This is a genomic window from Candidatus Cloacimonadota bacterium (assembly GCA_021734245.1).
Lineage (GTDB): Bacteria > Cloacimonadota > Cloacimonadia > Cloacimonadales > TCS61 > B137-G9.
In genome coordinates this window covers 14,087-32,373 of record JAIPJH010000028.1, presented here as the reverse complement: position 1 = coordinate 32,373, position 18,287 = coordinate 14,087, and the positions used below count along the sequence as shown (strand labels likewise).

18 protein-coding genes are annotated in these 18,287 nt (G+C 38.5%); 11 read left to right on the top strand and 7 right to left on the bottom strand.

Annotated elements, in window-relative coordinates; translation table 11 throughout:
• Positions 1 to 455 precede the first annotated feature (455 nt).
• The 11 genes from K9N40_06170 (at position 456) to phoU (K9N40_06120) (ending at position 8,961) form a co-directional block, all read left to right on the top strand.
• On the top strand, positions 456 to 1,508 hold the full coding sequence (locus tag K9N40_06170) for an OprO/OprP family phosphate-selective porin (protein ID MCF7814041.1): 1,053 nt from the start codon (positions 456 to 458) through the stop codon (positions 1,506 to 1,508).
• Positions 1,509 to 1,523: 15 nt separating this feature from the next.
• Positions 1,524 to 2,336, top strand: coding sequence for a PstS family phosphate ABC transporter substrate-binding protein (locus K9N40_06165; GenBank protein ID MCF7814040.1), 813 nt, complete (start codon positions 1,524 to 1,526; stop codon positions 2,334 to 2,336).
• A gap of 67 nt (positions 2,337 to 2,403) precedes the next feature.
• Positions 2,404 to 3,228, top strand: a complete 825-nt coding sequence (locus K9N40_06160; protein MCF7814039.1) for a phosphate ABC transporter substrate-binding protein — start codon at positions 2,404 to 2,406, stop codon at positions 3,226 to 3,228.
• The gene (locus K9N40_06155; GenBank protein MCF7814038.1) at positions 3,228 to 3,647 is read left to right on the top strand and encodes a hypothetical protein; all 420 of its coding nucleotides are present in this window, start codon (positions 3,228 to 3,230) and stop codon (positions 3,645 to 3,647) included. Before K9N40_06160 ends, K9N40_06155 begins: the two co-directional genes overlap by 1 nt.
• 12 nt (positions 3,648 to 3,659) lie before the next feature.
• Positions 3,660 to 4,532: a phosphate ABC transporter permease subunit PstC gene (gene pstC, locus K9N40_06150; GenBank protein ID MCF7814037.1), complete on the top strand. Its 873-nt coding sequence runs from the start codon at positions 3,660 to 3,662 to the stop codon at positions 4,530 to 4,532.
• The gene (locus K9N40_06145; protein ID MCF7814036.1) at positions 4,532 to 4,960 is read left to right on the top strand and encodes a hypothetical protein; all 429 of its coding nucleotides are present in this window, start codon (positions 4,532 to 4,534) and stop codon (positions 4,958 to 4,960) included. The genes pstC and K9N40_06145 overlap by 1 nt, the downstream gene beginning before the upstream one ends.
• A complete protein-coding gene (gene pstA, locus K9N40_06140) occupies positions 4,957 to 5,811 on the top strand; it encodes a phosphate ABC transporter permease PstA (protein MCF7814035.1) in 855 nt (284 codons plus the stop codon). The genes K9N40_06145 and pstA overlap by 4 nt, the downstream gene beginning before the upstream one ends.
• Positions 5,805 to 6,581, top strand: coding sequence for a phosphate ABC transporter ATP-binding protein PstB (gene pstB, locus K9N40_06135; GenBank protein MCF7814034.1), 777 nt, complete (start codon positions 5,805 to 5,807; stop codon positions 6,579 to 6,581). The genes pstA and pstB overlap by 7 nt, the downstream gene beginning before the upstream one ends.
• A gap of 53 nt (positions 6,582 to 6,634) precedes the next feature.
• Positions 6,635 to 7,300 (top strand): phosphate signaling complex protein PhoU, encoded by a 666-nt coding sequence (gene phoU, locus K9N40_06130; GenBank protein MCF7814033.1) that lies wholly within the window; start codon positions 6,635 to 6,637, stop codon positions 7,298 to 7,300.
• Positions 7,301 to 8,290: a phosphate ABC transporter substrate-binding protein PstS gene (pstS, locus tag K9N40_06125; GenBank protein ID MCF7814032.1), complete on the top strand. Its 990-nt coding sequence runs from the start codon at positions 7,301 to 7,303 to the stop codon at positions 8,288 to 8,290.
• A gap of 14 nt (positions 8,291 to 8,304) precedes the next feature.
• Positions 8,305 to 8,961 carry a phosphate signaling complex protein PhoU gene (gene phoU, locus K9N40_06120; GenBank protein MCF7814031.1) on the top strand — a complete coding sequence of 219 codons (657 nt, stop codon included), beginning with the start codon at positions 8,305 to 8,307 and terminating at the stop codon, positions 8,959 to 8,961.
• Between the two features lie 487 nt (positions 8,962 to 9,448).
• Here the strand turns inward: phoU (K9N40_06120) and K9N40_06115 are convergent, their stop codons facing one another.
• The 7 genes from K9N40_06115 to K9N40_06085 all read right to left on the bottom strand — a co-directional run bounded on the left by K9N40_06115 (position 9,449) and on the right by K9N40_06085 (position 18,277).
• Positions 9,449 to 11,800, bottom strand: a complete 2,352-nt coding sequence (locus tag K9N40_06115; GenBank protein MCF7814030.1) for a glycosyltransferase — start codon at positions 11,798 to 11,800, stop codon at positions 9,449 to 9,451.
• 411 nt (positions 11,801 to 12,211) lie between these two features.
• Entirely contained in the window at positions 12,212 to 12,709 is a 498-nt protein-coding gene (locus K9N40_06110; GenBank protein MCF7814029.1) for a DUF3267 domain-containing protein, read from the bottom strand.
• Between the two features lie 49 nt (positions 12,710 to 12,758).
• Entirely contained in the window at positions 12,759 to 13,364 is a 606-nt protein-coding gene (locus K9N40_06105; protein ID MCF7814028.1) for a hypothetical protein, read from the bottom strand.
• Positions 13,361 to 14,302, bottom strand: coding sequence for a GNAT family N-acetyltransferase (locus K9N40_06100; GenBank protein MCF7814027.1), 942 nt, complete (start codon positions 14,300 to 14,302; stop codon positions 13,361 to 13,363). The genes K9N40_06105 and K9N40_06100 overlap by 4 nt, the downstream gene beginning before the upstream one ends.
• Complete coding sequence (locus tag K9N40_06095; GenBank protein ID MCF7814026.1) at positions 14,299 to 16,479, bottom strand: patatin-like phospholipase family protein; 2,181 nt, start codon at positions 16,477 to 16,479, stop codon at positions 14,299 to 14,301. The genes K9N40_06100 and K9N40_06095 overlap by 4 nt, the downstream gene beginning before the upstream one ends.
• Positions 16,479 to 17,624 (bottom strand): cysteine desulfurase, encoded by a 1,146-nt coding sequence (locus tag K9N40_06090; protein MCF7814025.1) that lies wholly within the window; start codon positions 17,622 to 17,624, stop codon positions 16,479 to 16,481. The genes K9N40_06095 and K9N40_06090 overlap by 1 nt, the downstream gene beginning before the upstream one ends.
• Before the next feature lie 2 nt (positions 17,625 to 17,626).
• The gene (locus tag K9N40_06085) at positions 17,627 to 18,277 is read right to left on the bottom strand and encodes an HD domain-containing protein (GenBank protein ID MCF7814024.1); all 651 of its coding nucleotides are present in this window, start codon (positions 18,275 to 18,277) and stop codon (positions 17,627 to 17,629) included.
• Positions 18,278 to 18,287 lie beyond the last annotated feature (10 nt).

The following is an 18,287-nucleotide window of genomic DNA, read 5'->3' as shown; positions in this document are numbered from 1 at the left end:
AAATATATCCATTTGTTTATGGTCGCTATTTTTTCGAAACATTACCAATACCTTTTTTCACTTATTTATGGATTCAATATGAAAAAATTCATATTTATTGAAAAGGTTTTTTTTTGATACTTTTTAGAGGGAGCTCAATGTTATAAAAAATAATTATAAATAGAAAAAATAATATCAAATTCCTTTTATTCACAAGCTACCTCCAAAAATTCCGATTTGGGCTAATATCGGAAAATTCTGATAAAAGAGTAATGTGTCAAATATTTTATGATGTTGAAAAAAATATGTAATTTTAAATATTATATTTTCCAAAGACTAATGATCTATATTGCAGTATGTTAGCATCCTTCTTAACACAATCTTAACAATTCGTTTATACTTCTTTAACTTTCGCATCGTACAACAGGGTGTGAAAAAAAATGATGCAACAGCATCTTAAAAAAAAGGAGGAAAGAGTGAAAAAAACACTTTTTATCGTTATTTTGGCAATTGTTGCTTTTGGTATTTTGAATGCAGAAACCAAACTTAAAATGGAACTTTGGAATCGTTGGAGTTATGAAACAATCGACGGTGAAGTTCAGAAAAATGAGATGGCACTGAAAAGAGGTTATTTGCGTTTAGAACCTAAATTCACGGGAAAAATCAAGGGACGCTTCAATCTGGATTTTTTCAGCGACGATGTGGGCGACGGTGTTGGTATGAAGCTGAAGTATGCTTATCTTGATTTCAGCGAACTTATTCCCGTAAAAAACAGTAAAGTTACTGTTGGCTTGATGAAAACTTATTTTGGAACGATCTATGATTGGAACTACACAACCATCGAAAAAGATCCATCTGACAAGTACAAATTTGTCAGCTCCACAGATTATGGTATGGGATTCAGCGGTTATCTTCCAAACGGCTTGGGAACTTATGCTCTGGCAGTTTACAACGGTGAAGGCTACAAGAAAACAGCAGGTGATATCAACAAAGACATGAACTTCCTGGGAAACATCCGTGTAACTCCGATCGTTGGTCTTACTCTCGGCGGTTCTTATATGATCAAAACTGTCAAAGACAAGGAAGTAGATGATGGAACCGGAAATATGATCGACAATCCAGCTCGTGAAGAATACAACATGATGGCTGGCGTTGCCAAGTTTGCTTATGGTCCGTTCAGCGTTTTAGGCCAGTATTTGAATAAAGTAAAAGCCATGCCAAACGATGATGCAGTGGACGATGTAACTTCTTCTGTGATTTCTGTAATGCCTGTATTTAAAGTTAATAATTCGTTCGATATTATTGCTCGTTACGACATCTACGATCCTGATACAGATACAGATGATGATGGAAAAAACACTCTGATCGCCGGTGTGAATTACAATATGCTGCGCGACAGCAAAAACAAGCCTGTACTTTTTGTTCAGGCCAACTATGAAACCACGACCTTCGAAGATGAATCTGATGCCGTAAACCAGATTCTGGTTCAGCTGCGCTGGATCTTCTCCGAAACAATTAACAAGAAATAAATTGAGGTAATTAAAATGAAAAAAACTATACTTATTATAGCCCTTTTAGCCCTGGTAGCTTTTCCGGTTTTTGCAAAAAAAGGCAAACAGATCACAATTTCCGGGTCTACAACTGTACTTCCAATCGCTCAAGCTACAGCCGAGATTTTCATGGATCAAAATCCTGATGTAAACATCTCAGTTCGTGGTGGCGGATCAAGCGTTGGTATCGCTTCCATCATGGCTGGCACAGTAGATATCGGTGATGCTTCCCGTCATATCAAAGCCAAAGAAATTGCAGCTGCTCGTGAAAGCGGTATCAATCCTTATGAAAACGTTGTGGCAAACGACGGAATCGCCATGGTTGTTCACAGAGATAACCTTGTAAAAAATCTTACTGTTGAGCAAATTAAAGATATTTATATGGGCAAGATCAGCAACTGGAAAGACATTGGCGGACCTTCTATGCCTATTGTTATTATCAGCCGTGATGTATCTTCCGGTACATTTGAAGTTTTCAACTCTCTGGTTCTAAGTGGTTCTACCCAAATCAGTAGTGCTTTGATGCTTGCTTCCAATAATGCTGTTGTTTCTACAGTAGAAAGCACACCAGGTGCTATCGGATATGCCGGACTCGGTTATATCACCAATTCTGTGAATGTAGTGAAAGTGAACAACGTGATGCCTACAAAAATTACTATTCAAGATAAATCCTATCCTATAGCTCGAACATTGCACATGTACACAAATGGAAAACCTAAAGGACTGGTAAAAGAATACATTGATTTCATCCTTTCCCCCGAAGGACAGAAACTCGTTGAAGAACAAGGATTCATCAGCGTAAACTAAAAATAACAACTAACGAAATGGGGAGGCTTTTCCCGTCTCCCCGTTTTTTTAAATTTAGGAAGATATTATGATATTAAAAAAGTTGCTCATCCTGATACTGGCCGGAGTGGCAGTTTTGGTTTTGGTTCTGGCTTGTTCCCAGAAATCCACAACAATTAATACTGCCGGTTCTACTACTATTTTACCGATCGTTCAGGCTGCAGCAGAAGCTTATATGGATAAAAATCCCGAGATCAATATTTCAGTACGTGGCGGCGGCAGCAGTATTGGCATCAAATCTGCCATCAATCAAACCATTGATATCGGAAATGCTTCGAGAAGAATAACCAATAAAGAAGCTGATCTGGTGGAGGAAAAGGACTCCGATCTCATCGAAACTGCTATCGCCAAAGATGCTATTTCAATTGTAGTTCACAAAAATAATCCCTTAACAAATCTTAGCATGCAAGAATTGAAATCCATCTATTCCGGAAAAATAAACAACTGGAAAGAAATTGGAGGAAAAGACATGGAGATCATTGTTATTTCTCGAGATGTTTCTTCCGGTTCTTTCCTGGTTTTCAATGAAGTGGTTTTAGACAGTTCCCAGGTTAAAGAAAATTCCATGCGATTAGCTTCGAATAATGCTGTTGCTACAACCGTAAGTTACACGCCGGGAGCTATCGGATATATTGGATTGGGATATGTGAATGATGAATTGAAAACTCTTTCCATCGATGGTGTTTTTCCCAACAACGAAACAGCTCAATCAAATGAATACAGATTAACCAGATTATTATATATGTACACATCTTCCCAACCTCGCAAACCCGCTTTGGAATTCATCGATTATATTTTGTCGGAAGAAGGACAGAAAAGCGTGGAAGAACAAGGTTATGTAAGGATTAAGTGATGAATAATATTTATCATAATCGTCTTTCTGAGGTTCCCAATGATAAGTCCCCTTTAGAAGGTGGAATAAAATTTATCCCGTGGAATCATATGGATATTCCACTGGGAGGGGGTTCGTTTAATATTAAAACATTAACTATTGAACTAACAGAACCCATCTGTCGACTGCGTCGACTTCTCCCCTTACGAAGGGGAGCTAAACAGGATTTTTTGATAAATAAATTCTTCCCACCTGTTACGGCAAAGTATTACGAAGCCGTTAGAACATCGTGCAAGATACGTCCAGCCTTTGCTCTGCTACGACTTGGCAGGCCCGGTGGAATTGGAAAAATCAGCAGCAAAGCTGCATTCCACAGGGCAGGCCCGGTGGAATTGGAAAAACCAGCAGCAAAGCTGCATTCCACAGGGCAGGCAGAATGACGGGAGTAACTCATGAATAATTATAAAGAAAAAATATTTAAAAGCATCACCTACATCGCTTCCTTATTCACCATAGTTGCACTTTTTGGAATCATTTTCAGTCTGTTTACCGAAGGTATTCCGATCCTCAATCTTATAAAATTAAAAGATTTTATAGGAAGCACAAAATGGCATCCCACCATGTATCCGCCGGATTTTGGAATTCTTTCTCTGATTGTGGGATCGCTGGTTGTAACTGCCGGAGCTTTGGTTATTTCCATACCTCTCGGTCTTGGTTCTGCCATTTATATTTCAGAAATTGCCGGTCCGAGAACAAAAGAAATAATAAAACCGATCATCGAACTTCTGGCTGGAATTCCTTCTGTGGTTTATGGCCTTTTTGGAATGGCATTCCTATCACCATTTTTAATAAAAGTTTTTGGAATTCCCACAGGTTTGAATGCACTTTCTGCTTCTATAATCCTGGGGATTATGGTTGTACCGATAGTTTCCAGCATGAGCGAAGATGCACTTTCTACGGTACCCAAAAGTTTGAGAGAAGCCTCGCTTGCTTTGGGTGCAAATCGTTGGGAAACTATAGTGCGCGTTGTGCTTCCAGCAGCTCGTTCAGGAGTTTTGGGAAGTATCATTTTAGGATTTGGTAGAGCGATCGGAGAAACAATGGTAGTAATCATGGTTGCCGGTGGCGCAGCTCAGATTCCAACCAGCATGTTCGATCCTGTACGACCAATGACAGCTACAATTGCCGCCGAAATGGGCGAGACTGTTTTTGGCAGTCCGCATTTTCATGCACTGTTTGGAATTGCAGTAGTATTATTTATTATTACGTTTATCACAAACCTGATAACAGAGTTTGTTTTCCAAAAGAAAAGGAATCAGACATGATGATCGATAAAAAATTATTTATTTTTGGAGAGTCTTATGCAATGTCCCCCTTAGAAGGGGGAATAAAATTTATCCCGTGGAATCCTATGGATATTCCACTGGGAGGGGGTTCGATTAAATTTAAATCATTTATTATTGAACTAACAAAACCCCTCTGTCCCGATCCTTCGATACAATTCGGCAGAAGCCGAATCACTCAGGATGACCTCGGGACTTCCCCCCTAGAAAAAACTGAGGAAAGTGACGTTCTGCTTTCAAAAGCGACACATAAAAGGGAAACTGACCTGGATTCCTTGATGACGAGAATCTTCCCACCTGTACCGGCAAAGCGGCACGAAGAAATAACAACAACGTGCAAGAAACGTCCAGCCTTTGCTCGGCTTCGGCTTGGCAGGCAGAATGACGATTTAGTGAAGGTTTATTTATGAACAAAAGAGAATTAAAACAGTTTTTAGGTGTAAATGCGCTTCGTCTTTTTATTGCGATCACAGCTATTTTCCTGATCATGTTCCTTTATGTTATTTTCAGTAAAGGCGGGAAAGTGGTCACCTGGTCATTCCTTACAGAATCTCCCCGCAGATTTATGACCGAAGGTGGAATTTTTCCGGCAATAATGGGAACTTTCTATTTAACGATTCTTTCAATTTTGATCGCACTCCCGCTAGGCGTTTTCACAGCGATTTATATGGTAAGTTATGCAAAACCGGCCTGGTTCGTAAAGCTGGTTAGAATTGCAGTAAACACTCTGGCTGGTGTTCCTTCCATTATTTACGGTTTATTTGGGATGGCAGTATTCGTGCAGCTTTTCCAGATGGATGTATCGATGCTGGCAGGATCGCTTACTTTGGCAATTCTGGCACTTCCTGTGATGATAAACGCCAGTGAAGAAGCTCTGCGTAGTGTTCCTCATGATTTCAGAGAAGCATCTCTGGCTCTGGGAGCTACAGAAAGACAGACAATTTTAAGGGTCATACTGCCAACCGCACTACCCAATATATTAACCGGTGCAATCATCAGCATTGGTCGCGTAGCAGGAGAAACTGCTCCGATCCTGTTCACTGCAGCTACTTTTTATACTCGTCACCTTCCCACCAGCGTAATGGATGAAGTGATGGCTCTTCCCTATCATATTTATGCATTGATGACGGAAGGTGCTCATGCCGATAAACAAGTTCCAATAGCTTATGGAACTGCAGTTGTACTTCTGGCATTGGTCTTACTGGTTAGTACTGTAGCAATAATAATTCGATATAATATAAGGAAAAAGAGAAAATGGTAAACGAAAACAAAAATCAAATTACAGCTCATATTCGCACCGAAGATTTGAATCTCTGGTTCAGCGAAAAGCATGTGCTGAAAGATGTGAACATACCGATTTACGATAGAAAAGTTACCGCCTTAATCGGACCTTCCGGCTGCGGAAAATCTACTCTGCTGCGCTGTTTTAACAGAATGAATGATCTAATTCCGGAAGCTAAGATCAAAGGCAAAGTTCTTCTGAATAAACATAATATTTATGAACCTAAAACAGATGTAACCAGGGTTCGTACAAAAGTAGGAATGGTATTTCAACGACCGAATCCCTTTCCAAAAACAATCTATAACAACATCGCTTATGGCTTAAAAATACGCGGCGAAAATAAATCTTACATCGATGAAGTGGTGGAAACAAGTTTGAAAAATGCCTGGCTCTGGGATGAAGTTAAAGATCGACTTTCTGCATCTGCATTCTCTTTATCGGGCGGTCAGCAGCAGCGTTTGTGTATTGCCCGGGCATTGGCAAATAATCCCGATATTCTATTATTGGACGAACCGACTTCGGCTCTGGATCCGCAATCTACAGCCAAGATCGAAGAACTCTGTCTGGATTTGAAAACTAAGGTTACCATCCTGATCGTAACCCACAATATCGCTCAAGCAGGTAGAATTTCCGATTTCACAGCTTTTATGTATCTGGGAGAAATGGTGGAATTTGGCGAAACCAAGAAGATGTTTACAGTTCCCAAAGATAAACGTACGGAAGCTTATCTATCAGGTGTGTTTGGTTAAAAACCTGATCACAGAGGTGTTTTTGGATAAAATTTTAAATTCGGGTGATTGAAATGTTATCAGAAAGAATCGGAAAACTAAAGAAAATGCTGATCGAGCAGTCTATGCTGATCGAAAACATGATGGAGCTTTGTTTCAAGGGTTACATCGAGAAGAAACCTGAGAATCTGAATCAGGTTTTAGCATTGGAAACTGTCGTGAACAAAATGGATAACGATATCGATGAACTATGCATGAATCTGATAGCTTTGCACACACCGGAATGCCGCAACTTGCGAATGATACTGGCAATAATGAAGATTAATATCGAATTAGAAAGAATGGGTGATCTTACGGTGAACATTGCCAGAAGCTACAAATTCTTACTGCAAAAACCATTCTACAAGCCTATCATCGAATTGGCAAAACTGGCCAAAGATGCCAAGAAAATGCTGCAGAATGCTATGAGTGCATTCATATACGAAGACAATGAACTGGCATTGGACGTGAGAAAACAAGATGATTCTATTGACAGACTTCATGATCGGATATTTAAACTGCTTATTAATAATATGAAAATATCTGTGGAGATCGCACTTCATATGAACAGGATCTCCAAGAATTATGAAAGAATTGCAGATCTTTCTACAAATATAGCTGAAAATACAATTTACATTTGTCAGGGAGATATCGTGAAGCATGTGCCAAAATGCCTTCCTGTTCAATCTAATGAGGGATAAATGAAAAAAATTCTATTTATAATTGTTACTGTTATTCTTATCGTAATTGGCTGCTCCAATTTTGAAAAAGATCTGAGCGGAGCAGGCGCTACATTCCCAGAACCACTTTATAAGAAAATGTTCCTGGAATATGAAAAAGCAACCGGCCAGAAAATCGGTTATCAGGGAATTGGATCGGGTAGTGGAATTTTCCGTTTAAAAGAAAAAAGCGTTGATTTTGCTGCCACAGACATCATCATGGAAAAAGCTGATTCAGAAAATATTTTATACATTCCCACCTCTTTGGGAGCTGTTGCAGTTGTATACAATCTTCCTGCCAAACCGATGTTGAATTTAACTTCGGAACTACTGGTAAAAATCTTCATGGGAAAGATCACACATTGGAATGATGATGAGATCACTACATTGAATCCTGATGTTGTTCTTCCCAACCAGAGAATTCTGATAATTAACAGAGCCGATGAAAGCGGAACCTCCAAAATATTTAACGATTACCTGTGCAAAGTTAGTACGGAATGGAAAAACAGAAAAGAAAATCCTCTTAAGAAATTCTTTGCTTTTTCTACCAGAAGTAATGAAGAAATGGCAAGTTTTATAGCTGACATGTCCGGTTCGATCGGATTCTTGAGTCTTTCTTATGCCATCGAAAATAGAATGTCTTTTGCAAAAATCCAGAATTCCAGCGGAAATTTTGTATTGCCTTCCATGGTAAGTGTAAGCGTGGCGGCAGAAACCGAAATTCCTGAAGATACAAAGATCTACATCACAAATACCAATGCTGAATTTGGTTATCCCATAAGTAGTTTCACCTGGATAATTGTTCACAGAAATCCTGAATATTTGGACCAGGAAAAAATTGGTAAGCTGAAGAAACTTTTGAATTGGATGGTATCGGAAGGACAGGCTTTTGCTCCTGCTCTAAATTATGCTCCAATGCCACCGGAAACTGTATTCAAAGCACAAAAAATAATTGAAATGATAAATAACTAAATCGAGGTGATAAAATGTTATTAAAACAAATACAGGAACTCAAAAAATCTATAATCGAACAAGCTAACAAAGTAGAAAAAATGATCCAGCTTTCCATGGCAGGCTTGCTGGAACGCGATGAAAAAAAACTGGCAGAAGTTTTTGATCTGGAAGATGAGATCAACAAACGAGAACTGGAAATAGAAGAAGAAGCCACAACTCTGATTGCCCTGCAAAAACCAGAAGCAAAAAACTTAAGGATCATCTTGATGATAATTGCCATGAACAACGATTTGGAACGTATGGGAGATCTGGCAGTGAACATCACAAAAAGAGCTCAATATCTCATTCAAAAACCTTTTATAAAAAAACTTATCAACATTCCATCCATGGCAGAAGAAACTCTGAAAATGCTGAAAAATACAATTACCGCATTTGTAGATGAAAATGTAGTTTTAGCTAAGCAGGTCTGCATCGATGACGACATTGTAGATGATTTGAAAGAGCAGATCTATCGAGTTTTGATAACTTATATGATGGATAATCCGGGAAATATCAAGAGAGCTTTCAATATCAACAATATTTCTCAGAACCTGGAAAGAATTGCCGATCTTTCTACCAATATTGCCGAAGAAACTATTTATATGGCTGAAGGAACCGTGATAAAACACAAAACCGATATTGAAGAATAAAATAATGAAAAGGCTGGATGATCACATTCTCCTCTGAATGAAATCCGGTTACATCCCTTTCCTCCCCATCAGGAAAGGGATTTTATTATTGGTAAACTTGTAAATTGGTAAATCAGCCACAAAGACTCCAACCACTAAGAACACTAAGAAATTTCTGTTGTAATTTGTTTAAAAAATCTTAGCTGGCGGCTTATTCTTTTCGATTTGTATCTCGTTCACTCCTGAACGAGAAAGAACCTTCTTAACAATCCCGCCAATCCTGTGATCCTGTCAGAAATCCGTGTTCATAAACGGTAAAGAGATTCTTCCTGTCTTCGTCCCGAAAGCTTTCGCGACTACGACATGGCTGGCCCGGTGGAATTGGAAAAGCCAGCAGCAAAGCTGCATTCCACAGGGCAGGCAGAATGACGGAAAAACTCTTTTTTCAGTAACCTTGAAAAGGGTTATGAGAATGGAACTTCCTTTTAAACCTTTTCAAGGTTTTTTGCTAATTTACAAATTCCTTAAAGAACAAATTCCAATTTGACTTGTTAACCACATTCTTGCGGGAATTTTCTCGCAGATCGAGGGCAAAATCTCTATCATTATCCATTTTTTCGATCAATTCCTGCATCTTATTCTGCCAGCTTTCTATTGTGTTTTCTTTTATTATGTAGCCTGTTTCGCCATCTACGATGATCTCTTTTGGTCCGCCCACCGAACTTACCAAGGCCGGAAGGCAGCAGGCTTGTGCTTCCAATACCGACATACCGAATGTATCTGTTCGGCTGGGAAACAAGAAAAGATCGGCACCGGAATAATAGTTTGGTAATAAACTACGATCCAATCTTCCGGTAAATATTATGTTTCCGTTGGCATAAAGATTTTCCAATTCTTCTTTGTGCGGTCCATCTCCAATCAAGATCAGATAGAAATCATTTCGGGTTTCCAGGATATTCTTGAAAGCTTCTAAAACAAGCACCAAATCTTTATCATGCGAGATTCTTCCTGTATATAGGAAATATTTTCCATCCTGCAAATTGAATTGATCTTTCAAAAATTCTCGACCATATTTAACCGGATAAAATTTGTCGTATTCTATTCCACGTGGGAATATTTTCATTTTTGTACGGTCAAAACCACGATCTTCTAGAATATCGATATAAGCCTGAGAGGGAACATAATTCATGTCCATTTGCTGATAGAACCAGTGAGTGAAACTATCGACAAATGAAATGAGAGATTCATCTCCTTTCACGCCTTCTGCCTGCGCTGTAAAATCGGTGTGATAAACGCCGACACATTCTATATTAAAGAGTTTTGAAGCCAATAATGCCAGCAATCCAAAAGGGCCGGGAGTAGATACGATTATTCTGCTGGGATTTGCATCGTAGATCTTTTTCATCGCCAATAGAAGTGATGGAAATTTGATACTTTGATGTTCATAATAGGGAAGCTTGAATTCGTAGATCACGGGCAGATCGATATAGTTTGAATCTTCAGTTTTATTCAGGTCGGAACTGATAACACGAATTCCATATTTATGGTTTTTGGAAATCTCATGAACTTTGCTCAAGGTAGCAGCTACTCCATTCAAATCTCCAATCGTATCGGTGAACCAGAGCACATTTTTGTCATCATTTGTGGTTTCAATATTGAATTTTTTATTCAAGTTGTTCAGCAGATCTCTATTGGCAAATATGTGACTGATCGTAGTAAAGAAAGGCAGCGTCATAAAAATTCCCGGCAGTGATGAAGACAGATTCCTGATTATTTTCAATAGATTTCCCTGCGCCATGTTTTCTTCGAAAGATTCAAATAATACCATGAAAAAACTATCCACAAAATCAGAGATCTTCTCATAAGCTACATTCAATCTGCTGTCGATATCTTTATATTTTCCTTTCTGTAATGTTTCAACCAGTTCGGCAATTGATCGTTTGAGCTGATCATCTTGATTTCTGGAAGAACGGCTCATATTTTTTATTTTCATTTTGTGGATCAAACTGAGAGATGAATCAGAATAGATATATTCACTAAGCTTTCCAAAAACTGAGCTGGAAAAACCTGTACTTTTGGTTTTGGCAAAATCCATGGCAATTTTGTAAACTGCAAATGCTAAGCCCTGATAGTTGTTGTGTCTGCCATGAGAAGTTGTTTTTTTATTGCGTATATCATCCAGAAATTCAGCGAGAGTTTTTGCTTTCGATTCGGTGTAAGTCATTCCCAGAAATATTCCGGCATGATCATCCGAGCCGCCTGTAACTCCTTTTATCCAGGGAGATTCGCTGAAAGGCTCGATATCGTATTTTTGCTGCAATTCTTGTATCTGTTCTTTCGTTAAGTTGGAAATTATCTTAATCCATGATTTGTTATGAAGATCGTTCCTGCCACCGTTCACGCCTTCAAAAACATCGAAAAGCAGCAGCAGTTTTTCCACATGTTCCTGCTTCAATTTTCCGTTTACAGAATATGTGGCATGAGCAACTGAATGAGCTAAATTTTCCGCTTTCAGATAATCTCGTAATTCATAAATATTGGTTCTGATGCGTTGGATCTTTTCGAATTGTATTTCATTTAAGCCATAAACCAGAATATGAATTTTGCAGTTATCTTCGGGAAAGTAGGCAGTAGCTTCCAAACCGACGATCACTTTCCCGGGATGTTTCTTTTTTAGTTTCAGCGCACCTTCGATGCGATTGTGATCGGTAATGGTTACAAAATCCATTCCTTTTTTGATCAGTTCTTTATAAACGACTTCCGGTTCTGTGTAAGATTCTTTGGCTCCCAACCTTTGCAGAAACCATTCCGATGGATGTTCCGAATAAAACGAATGACAGTGTAAATCAACTTTAGCCATTTTTTCTCCCAATATTCATTTTGTAAATATTATACAGTTTATTTGTTAGGTTGGTTTAAACTATTGGTTAAGAAAGTGTTAAGGTTGGAAAGCAGGTCAGCAGATCAGCGTTTCAGCAATTCAGGATTTCAGCAAGGTTTGTATCTCGTTCACTCCTGAACGAGGGAATCTTAAACATAATTTTCGAGACGAAAAGATAAACACTTAGACTCCACGAGACGTGAAATCCAACAAACAATCCGTGTTTATCCGCGGCAATAGAGCTTCTTCCAACCTGTACCGGCGAAATGGCACGAAGCCGTAAGAGCAACCTTCGCAAGAATTCCTCAGAATGACGGAAAAAGCGCAGTCATATTGGGGTATCTCATAGCTTTGCATTCCACGGGGCTGGCAGTATGACGGATTATTAATTTAATGAAAAACTATACAACCACATTTAGATGAATGATCGATAATCAATGATCTTTTATCGGTATTCATCAGCATAAACAGGATCAATAAATCGCCACCCGATAAACAGCAAAATAAAAAACTGAGCAGAAACAGACCAAACTCATTTAACAGCAAACTCAAAACAACTAAAATTCCACCCAATATTAAAAACGGCATCCATAGAGAAAGACGATAAATCCTGATAGTAACTGGAACGTGGCAATGCACATAAGGTGTAAGGGTTTTGTATTGAAAGCCAAATTTCAAATCTGCTTTGTTTATTTTACCCGCAGTTTTAAATGTAAGCCAATGAATTATTTCATGCAGAAAACAGCCAGCTGCAATTACAATTAAATATAGGATCAGGTTATAATCTAATACCGATTTAAGATCGTTTACATTCCAGAACAATTTGAATAAAATCAGATAAAATGCCGTGATTGTAATAATGATGGGAATAGCATAAAGATTTGCCATTAAAGAAGATACTGTGCATTCTCGTCTCATGAAGAAACTCTACAAACTGCTACATAAAAAACTCATAACCCGTGTAAATATAAAAGTCGGAATCGGCTCCGATCATGGGCCCTCTATTTCTTCTTCCGAACTGGATAATAACACCGTTGGAATTGCGGAATTTGATCTCATAACCCAGGATCGGTTTGCGGTTTTCCGATTGTGTCCAGCTGACGTCAAAACCCCAGCCTTCTGTTGCAAAGACAAATCCAAACAGCGGTCTGGTCATTTCCAGAGTTGTATTTACATCCGTTTTGTAGTGTTCAAATTCCAGTTTGGAATAACGCATCCCACCATAAAAACCGTAGATAAAATAGCGATCTTCATTCATTGAGTTATAAAAATTATGGATATAGACATCATAAAATTTTGTCATATCTATCCGATCATCGAAACTATTCAGCTGAAAAAGTCCGGAAGCACCAACGCCAAATTTTTCCAGTAAATTATAAACTTCGCCACTCAAGCGAACTCCCATTACCGGAGAATCGTAATGATAATTTGTATATTCAGGAAAATATCCCGTAGCTGTAGAGGTTAATTTGAAGGTCATGTTTTCTGCAGATGCAACTGCTGAAATGAAGATTATTGAAACTAAAACTAAAATTTTTTTCATAATATTTTTTCCAGGATTATCCTGGTCTCCTTCGAATCTTGTTTAGGAATAATATCTACAATTTCAAAACCACTTCTAATTGCAAAACTCAGCATGATCTTGTGTTTATTCCTGGTTTTCATTCTAATTTTTTTGAAGTAATTTTTACGGCAGAATTCTTCCTGTTTTTCGGCTAATTTCTTTGCAATCTTTAGCTGGCGAAATCCCGGCAATACAGCTCCCATCCAGCTATAGAAATGATCTTCCTGCTGATAACCAACTTTAAAACCAACCGGTTTTCCATTGAATTTTGCTACCAGAATTTTATGTTTTGTAAATCTCAGCCTCTGGTCATATTCATACTTTTCGTAGGGCTGCTCGAACTCAGGAATTTTCTTGGACAATTCCACGACCTGATCAATTGAACCATCTTCGATCTCGATCTTTTTATCCAGCAGCATATCGCTGTAGGAATTTGTGATAAGCTGATCCTGAGCTATTTCAAATAAATCCAGGAATTCATTACATTGTTTGTGCAGTTTCTTTTTTCCTATATCACCAGTTTTGTCTATCGCTTCAATCTCGACAAAACTTCCCAGAGCTTTCACTTCATCTACATGAATCTTCACATTTTCCACAAAATATATCTCGCGCTTCTTCTCGACCACAACTTTGCTGCCGATAGACTTCAGAAGCATTTTTTTTAATTGTTTGAAATCCCTGGATTTGTACAAGATCACATCCGATTGTTTGGGACCTTGCTTATCACTTCGTTCGTAGAAGATCAAACTGTTCTCAATATTTCCTTCACGCAATTTCAGACGTCCATTTTTTACTACAAAATATGTATCGATCTGGTGATCGATTCCTTTGAAAAAAGCTTTTTTTCCTTTCAGAATTTTGCGGATTTTATCGTGATCGGAACATCTGGCTTTTATCTCAATATTCATAAAACTCATTTTAAAAAATCGTATCCTATGGTAATAGTAAAAATATTTTCCTTTTTGTTTTCACCATTCTGCATGGCAATACCTTCAATAGGACCGAACGGTGTATCGATGGCCAGCGAAATTCCATATCCGGAAATGTAGTCTCTTTTGCCCAGAAGATTTTCATTATCTGTTCCTATCAAGCCCCAATTCCCTAAAATTTTTCCATAAATCCCATTGAAAATTTCGTAACGAAAAGTAGAATACAACACGATGTAACTTTTTGTGGAGAGCGACAAAAAATCATATCCAATGAAGGGAACAGTAATATCCAAAGGCGTTTTGTATCCTCCCAGTTGAAATTCATTTTCCACCGGCATCTGTTCTCCATCGATATTTCCCAGTCTTAGCTTTTCTTCATAGAAAAGTTTATCGGTAAATCTATCGGTAATCGCAAACAGGAAATTAAATGTCGTGATCGGATTATAATCCAGATCGATATTATTGGATAATTGAATTGTTCTTTCTACTTCGGTATAAAATCGCACTCCTTTTGTGGGAAAAATAATACTATCGTAAGTATCGATCAAAAAATAGCCTTTGTAGATGAAATTGCGATACTCATAATCTAACAAACCAGGATTTGCTATCACCGGTTTCAATTCTGTATCTTTATATTCCACAGCTCCTCCGATAGAAGATGAATTGGAAACAATGGTTTGCAGATCGAATCTGTTTGTGACGAAATTATAATCGTAGAGAGCTATTTTTTCACCATCTTCATAAACTTTGATTTCATAATCTCTGGCTAATATCTGAGCGCCAAAACCAAATCCCGGCTTCCAACCCGTGTGGATAAAATAAGCTACATCCTGTCCAAAATTCTCACCCAAAATCAAGTTCAAACTCAATTTTGATCCCAGTATCAGTTTATTTCGGAAGGTTGTATTTAAAAGAACTGATGTTTTTGTGTTTCTATCATAATGAAAAGCAAAATTAAAATTATCCTGAATCTTTTCCACGCAACGAACAAAAAGATCCACTCCATTTTCTCTGGGAACCAGCTTATATGTTACTTTTTCAAAATATTGACTGCCGTAAACCCGTTCGATGGAAGTTTGTAATTTTTTTGTGGAAATCCAACTATCATCATTTATCTGCAGCTTTCCATAAACCAGATTTCGCGAGACATTTCGCAAACCCTGGATATGAACTTGCTTGATATGAAGCCTATCCACTTCTTTTATAGGAATTATTTTTTCTTTGGAAGGAAAAGCTTTTAAAGAATCTACCAAAGCCTGGATTTCGGGCACCATTTTTCTACCTGCTTCTTCTCCCAGTTCCATCAATTTTTCTGCCTGGTCAAAATCCATTATGGAATAATCATCCACTTCCGGCTCTATAAGTATGTCGCAAAGATTTCTGGCTTCTTGAACAGATTCTACACCCTGAAATGCTATTGCCTGATTCATGATCCGCACCAGAGAATTAAGTTCTTTTTTGGAATAAAGCGGCGTTCCCACATCCACACCAACAATGATATCTGCTCCCATATCCTGGCAATCCTGAACTGGGAAATTCTCGAAAATTCCTCCATCAACCAGCAATTGGCCTTCTATTTCGATAGGTGCAAAAAGTGAAGGAATCGACATGCTGGCACGAATTGCATCGGGAAGAAAACCACTTTTCAGTACAACAACTTTTCCAAATTCTACATCTGTGGCAATGCATCTGAAAGGAATCGGCAGATTATCAAAATCTTCGATATGATGAACTGACAGGCATAATTTGGTAAGAAGCGCTTGAACCTGCTGGCCGGATACAACTCCGACTGGAAGAGTTATTTTCCTGTTTTGAATGGGAAATGATCCCACATATTTTTCACGATCACCTTTTTCTTCCAGAGAAATGCTGCTGCGCGCAATTTTATCTAGAAGTATTTCATCCCAATCAATTCCATTTAAAAGATCTTCCAATTCATCGGCAGAATAGCCGATTGCATGCAATCCACCCACGATGCTGCCCATACTGGTTCCGGTAATATAATCAAATTCCAGCCCAGCTTCCTGCAGAACTTTTAGAACACCCACGTGAGCAATTCCCCGCGCTCCACCGCCACTTAGAACTAAACCTATCTTTAGTCTTTCAGTTTGGGCGAAAATGTTCACACAAATCAGCAATATAATTATCAGGAAAGTTTTCTTCATTATTTCTTCAGAATTCCTTTAACAATCTTTAACGTTGTTAAAATATCAGATTTCTTCGTGAATCTTCCCACGGAAAATCTGATAGTTCCTCTGGCATATTCCAGGGAAACCTGCATCGCTTCCAAAACCGGAGAAATGGAAACAGTATCGGAATGGCAGGCAGCTCCGGCCGAAGCAGCCACTTCAGAAAAAATCTCTAAAATTGCGAATTCATCAACATCTTTAAAGCTGATATTCAAAGTATTTGGTAAGCGTTGAGTTGGATGTCCATTCAGTTTAGCATCGGGAAATGCTTTTTGTAATTCTGCTTGCAAAAGGTCACGAAGTTCCGTATTTTTTTTCATCTCCTGCTGCAGATTTTCTTTGGCAATCTCGGCTGCTTTTCCCAAACCCACGATTTCTAAAACATTTTCGGTTCCAGCACGTTTGTCATTTTCCTGGTTTCCACCGATCATGAATTTTTCCAGCTCGATTCCCGGCTTAACGTACAAAGCTCCCACACCTTTTGGTGCGTAAAGCTTATGCCCGGCGATCGACAGAAGATCAACGCCCAATTCATTTATATCTACAGCAATTTTTCCCAGAGATTGAGCCGCATCACAATGCAGAATAATCTCATTTTTATGAGCAGTTTCGGCTATTTGCTTTATGCGTTGGATCGTTCCCACTTCATTATTTGCATGCATTATTGAGATCAGGATCGTTTCTTCTTTTACAGCTTCCAAAACGTGATCGGTATCGACCGTACCAAATCGGTCTACAGGAAGATAAGTAACTTGAAATCCGTGAACTTCCAGATATTTACAAACATTGATAACAGCCGGATGTTCTACCACTGATGTAATGATATGATTTCCCCTGGCTCGATTTGCAAAGGCAAATCCGCGGATTGCATAATTATTGGATTCTGTTCCTCCACTGGTAAAAATCAGATTTTCAGGTTCGCAGTTTATCAGTTCTGCTAATTGTTTGCGAGCCTTATTTACAGCAATTTTTGTTTTTACTCCATACACATGTCCACTGGAAGGATTGCCAAATTTCTGTCTTAAAAATGGTTCCATCGCATCGGCAACTTGCGGATCGATAGGAGTTGTGGCATTGTAATCCAGATAGATCGGATCAGATAAATTTAGTTGATCTTTCATATTCAGGAAATATCAGTTTCGTAATTATCTTTAAAATGGAACATCAAATCACTGCGATCAGGATCATCGTAAGTAGGAATAATCAGTTCATCCAATTCGAATTCACCTTGTCGAAAAATCCGCAGACAGGCATCAACAACAGCATTATCATATTTGCCACCGATATTTTGTTCGACTTCATTAAGAGCTTCTCCCAAACCAATCACAGGACGATAAGGTCGATTGGACGCAATTGCTTCTACAGTGTTCGCAACCATTAAAATTCGCGCTTCCAATAAAATCTCAGATCCGGTAAGACCTCGAGGATATCCTTTACCATTCATTTTCTCATGATGCTGCAGAACTATCTGGCAAATTTCGGGAGGAAATTCAATTTTCTTCAGAATCTCAAATCCAATTTCACTATGTCTTTTAATCAGGTTCAATTCAGAATCAGCTAAAGTTCCCGGTTTACTGAGCAGTTCCAATGGTAGATTAATCTTTCCGATATCGTGCAGCAGTGACGCATAATTGAGCATCTTTTTACTCTTTTCAGAAAGGTTCATCTCCCGTGCAATTTCCATTGCCAGCTGATTTACTCTTTTTTGATGCTGAGCAGTAAACGGATCCCAAACTTCCATAGCAGCAGTGAGAGCTTTTACGATTTTTTCCATTTCAATCCTT

Excerpts from the sequence above, each read along its gene's own strand:
- K9N40_06165 (MCF7814040.1), top strand. The coding sequence starts at position 1,524 with ATGAAAAAAACTATACTTATTATAGCCCTTTTAGCCCTGGTAGCTTTT.
- K9N40_06160 (MCF7814039.1), top strand. The coding sequence starts at position 2,404 with ATGATATTAAAAAAGTTGCTCATCCTGATACTGGCCGGAGTGGCAGTT.
- K9N40_06155 (MCF7814038.1), top strand. The coding sequence starts at position 3,228 with ATGAATAATATTTATCATAATCGTCTTTCTGAGGTTCCCAATGATAAG.
- pstC (MCF7814037.1), top strand. The coding sequence starts at position 3,660 with ATGAATAATTATAAAGAAAAAATATTTAAAAGCATCACCTACATCGCT.
- K9N40_06145 (MCF7814036.1), top strand. The coding sequence starts at position 4,532 with ATGATCGATAAAAAATTATTTATTTTTGGAGAGTCTTATGCAATGTCC.
- pstA (MCF7814035.1), top strand. The coding sequence starts at position 4,957 with ATGAACAAAAGAGAATTAAAACAGTTTTTAGGTGTAAATGCGCTTCGT.
- pstB (MCF7814034.1), top strand. The coding sequence starts at position 5,805 with ATGGTAAACGAAAACAAAAATCAAATTACAGCTCATATTCGCACCGAA.
- phoU (MCF7814033.1), top strand. The coding sequence starts at position 6,635 with ATGTTATCAGAAAGAATCGGAAAACTAAAGAAAATGCTGATCGAGCAG.
- pstS (MCF7814032.1), top strand. The coding sequence starts at position 7,301 with ATGAAAAAAATTCTATTTATAATTGTTACTGTTATTCTTATCGTAATT.
- phoU (MCF7814031.1), top strand. The coding sequence starts at position 8,305 with ATGTTATTAAAACAAATACAGGAACTCAAAAAATCTATAATCGAACAA.
- K9N40_06115 (MCF7814030.1), bottom strand. The coding sequence starts at position 11,800 with ATGGCTAAAGTTGATTTACACTGTCATTCGTTTTATTCGGAACATCCA.
- K9N40_06110 (MCF7814029.1), bottom strand. The coding sequence starts at position 12,709 with ATGGCAAATCTTTATGCTATTCCCATCATTATTACAATCACGGCATTT.
- K9N40_06105 (MCF7814028.1), bottom strand. The coding sequence starts at position 13,364 with ATGAAAAAAATTTTAGTTTTAGTTTCAATAATCTTCATTTCAGCAGTT.
- K9N40_06100 (MCF7814027.1), bottom strand. The coding sequence starts at position 14,302 with ATGAGTTTTATGAATATTGAGATAAAAGCCAGATGTTCCGATCACGAT.
- K9N40_06095 (MCF7814026.1), bottom strand. The coding sequence starts at position 16,479 with ATGAAGAAAACTTTCCTGATAATTATATTGCTGATTTGTGTGAACATT.
- K9N40_06090 (MCF7814025.1), bottom strand. The coding sequence starts at position 17,624 with ATGAAAGATCAACTAAATTTATCTGATCCGATCTATCTGGATTACAAT.
- K9N40_06085 (MCF7814024.1), bottom strand. The coding sequence starts at position 18,277 with ATGGAAAAAATCGTAAAAGCTCTCACTGCTGCTATGGAAGTTTGGGAT.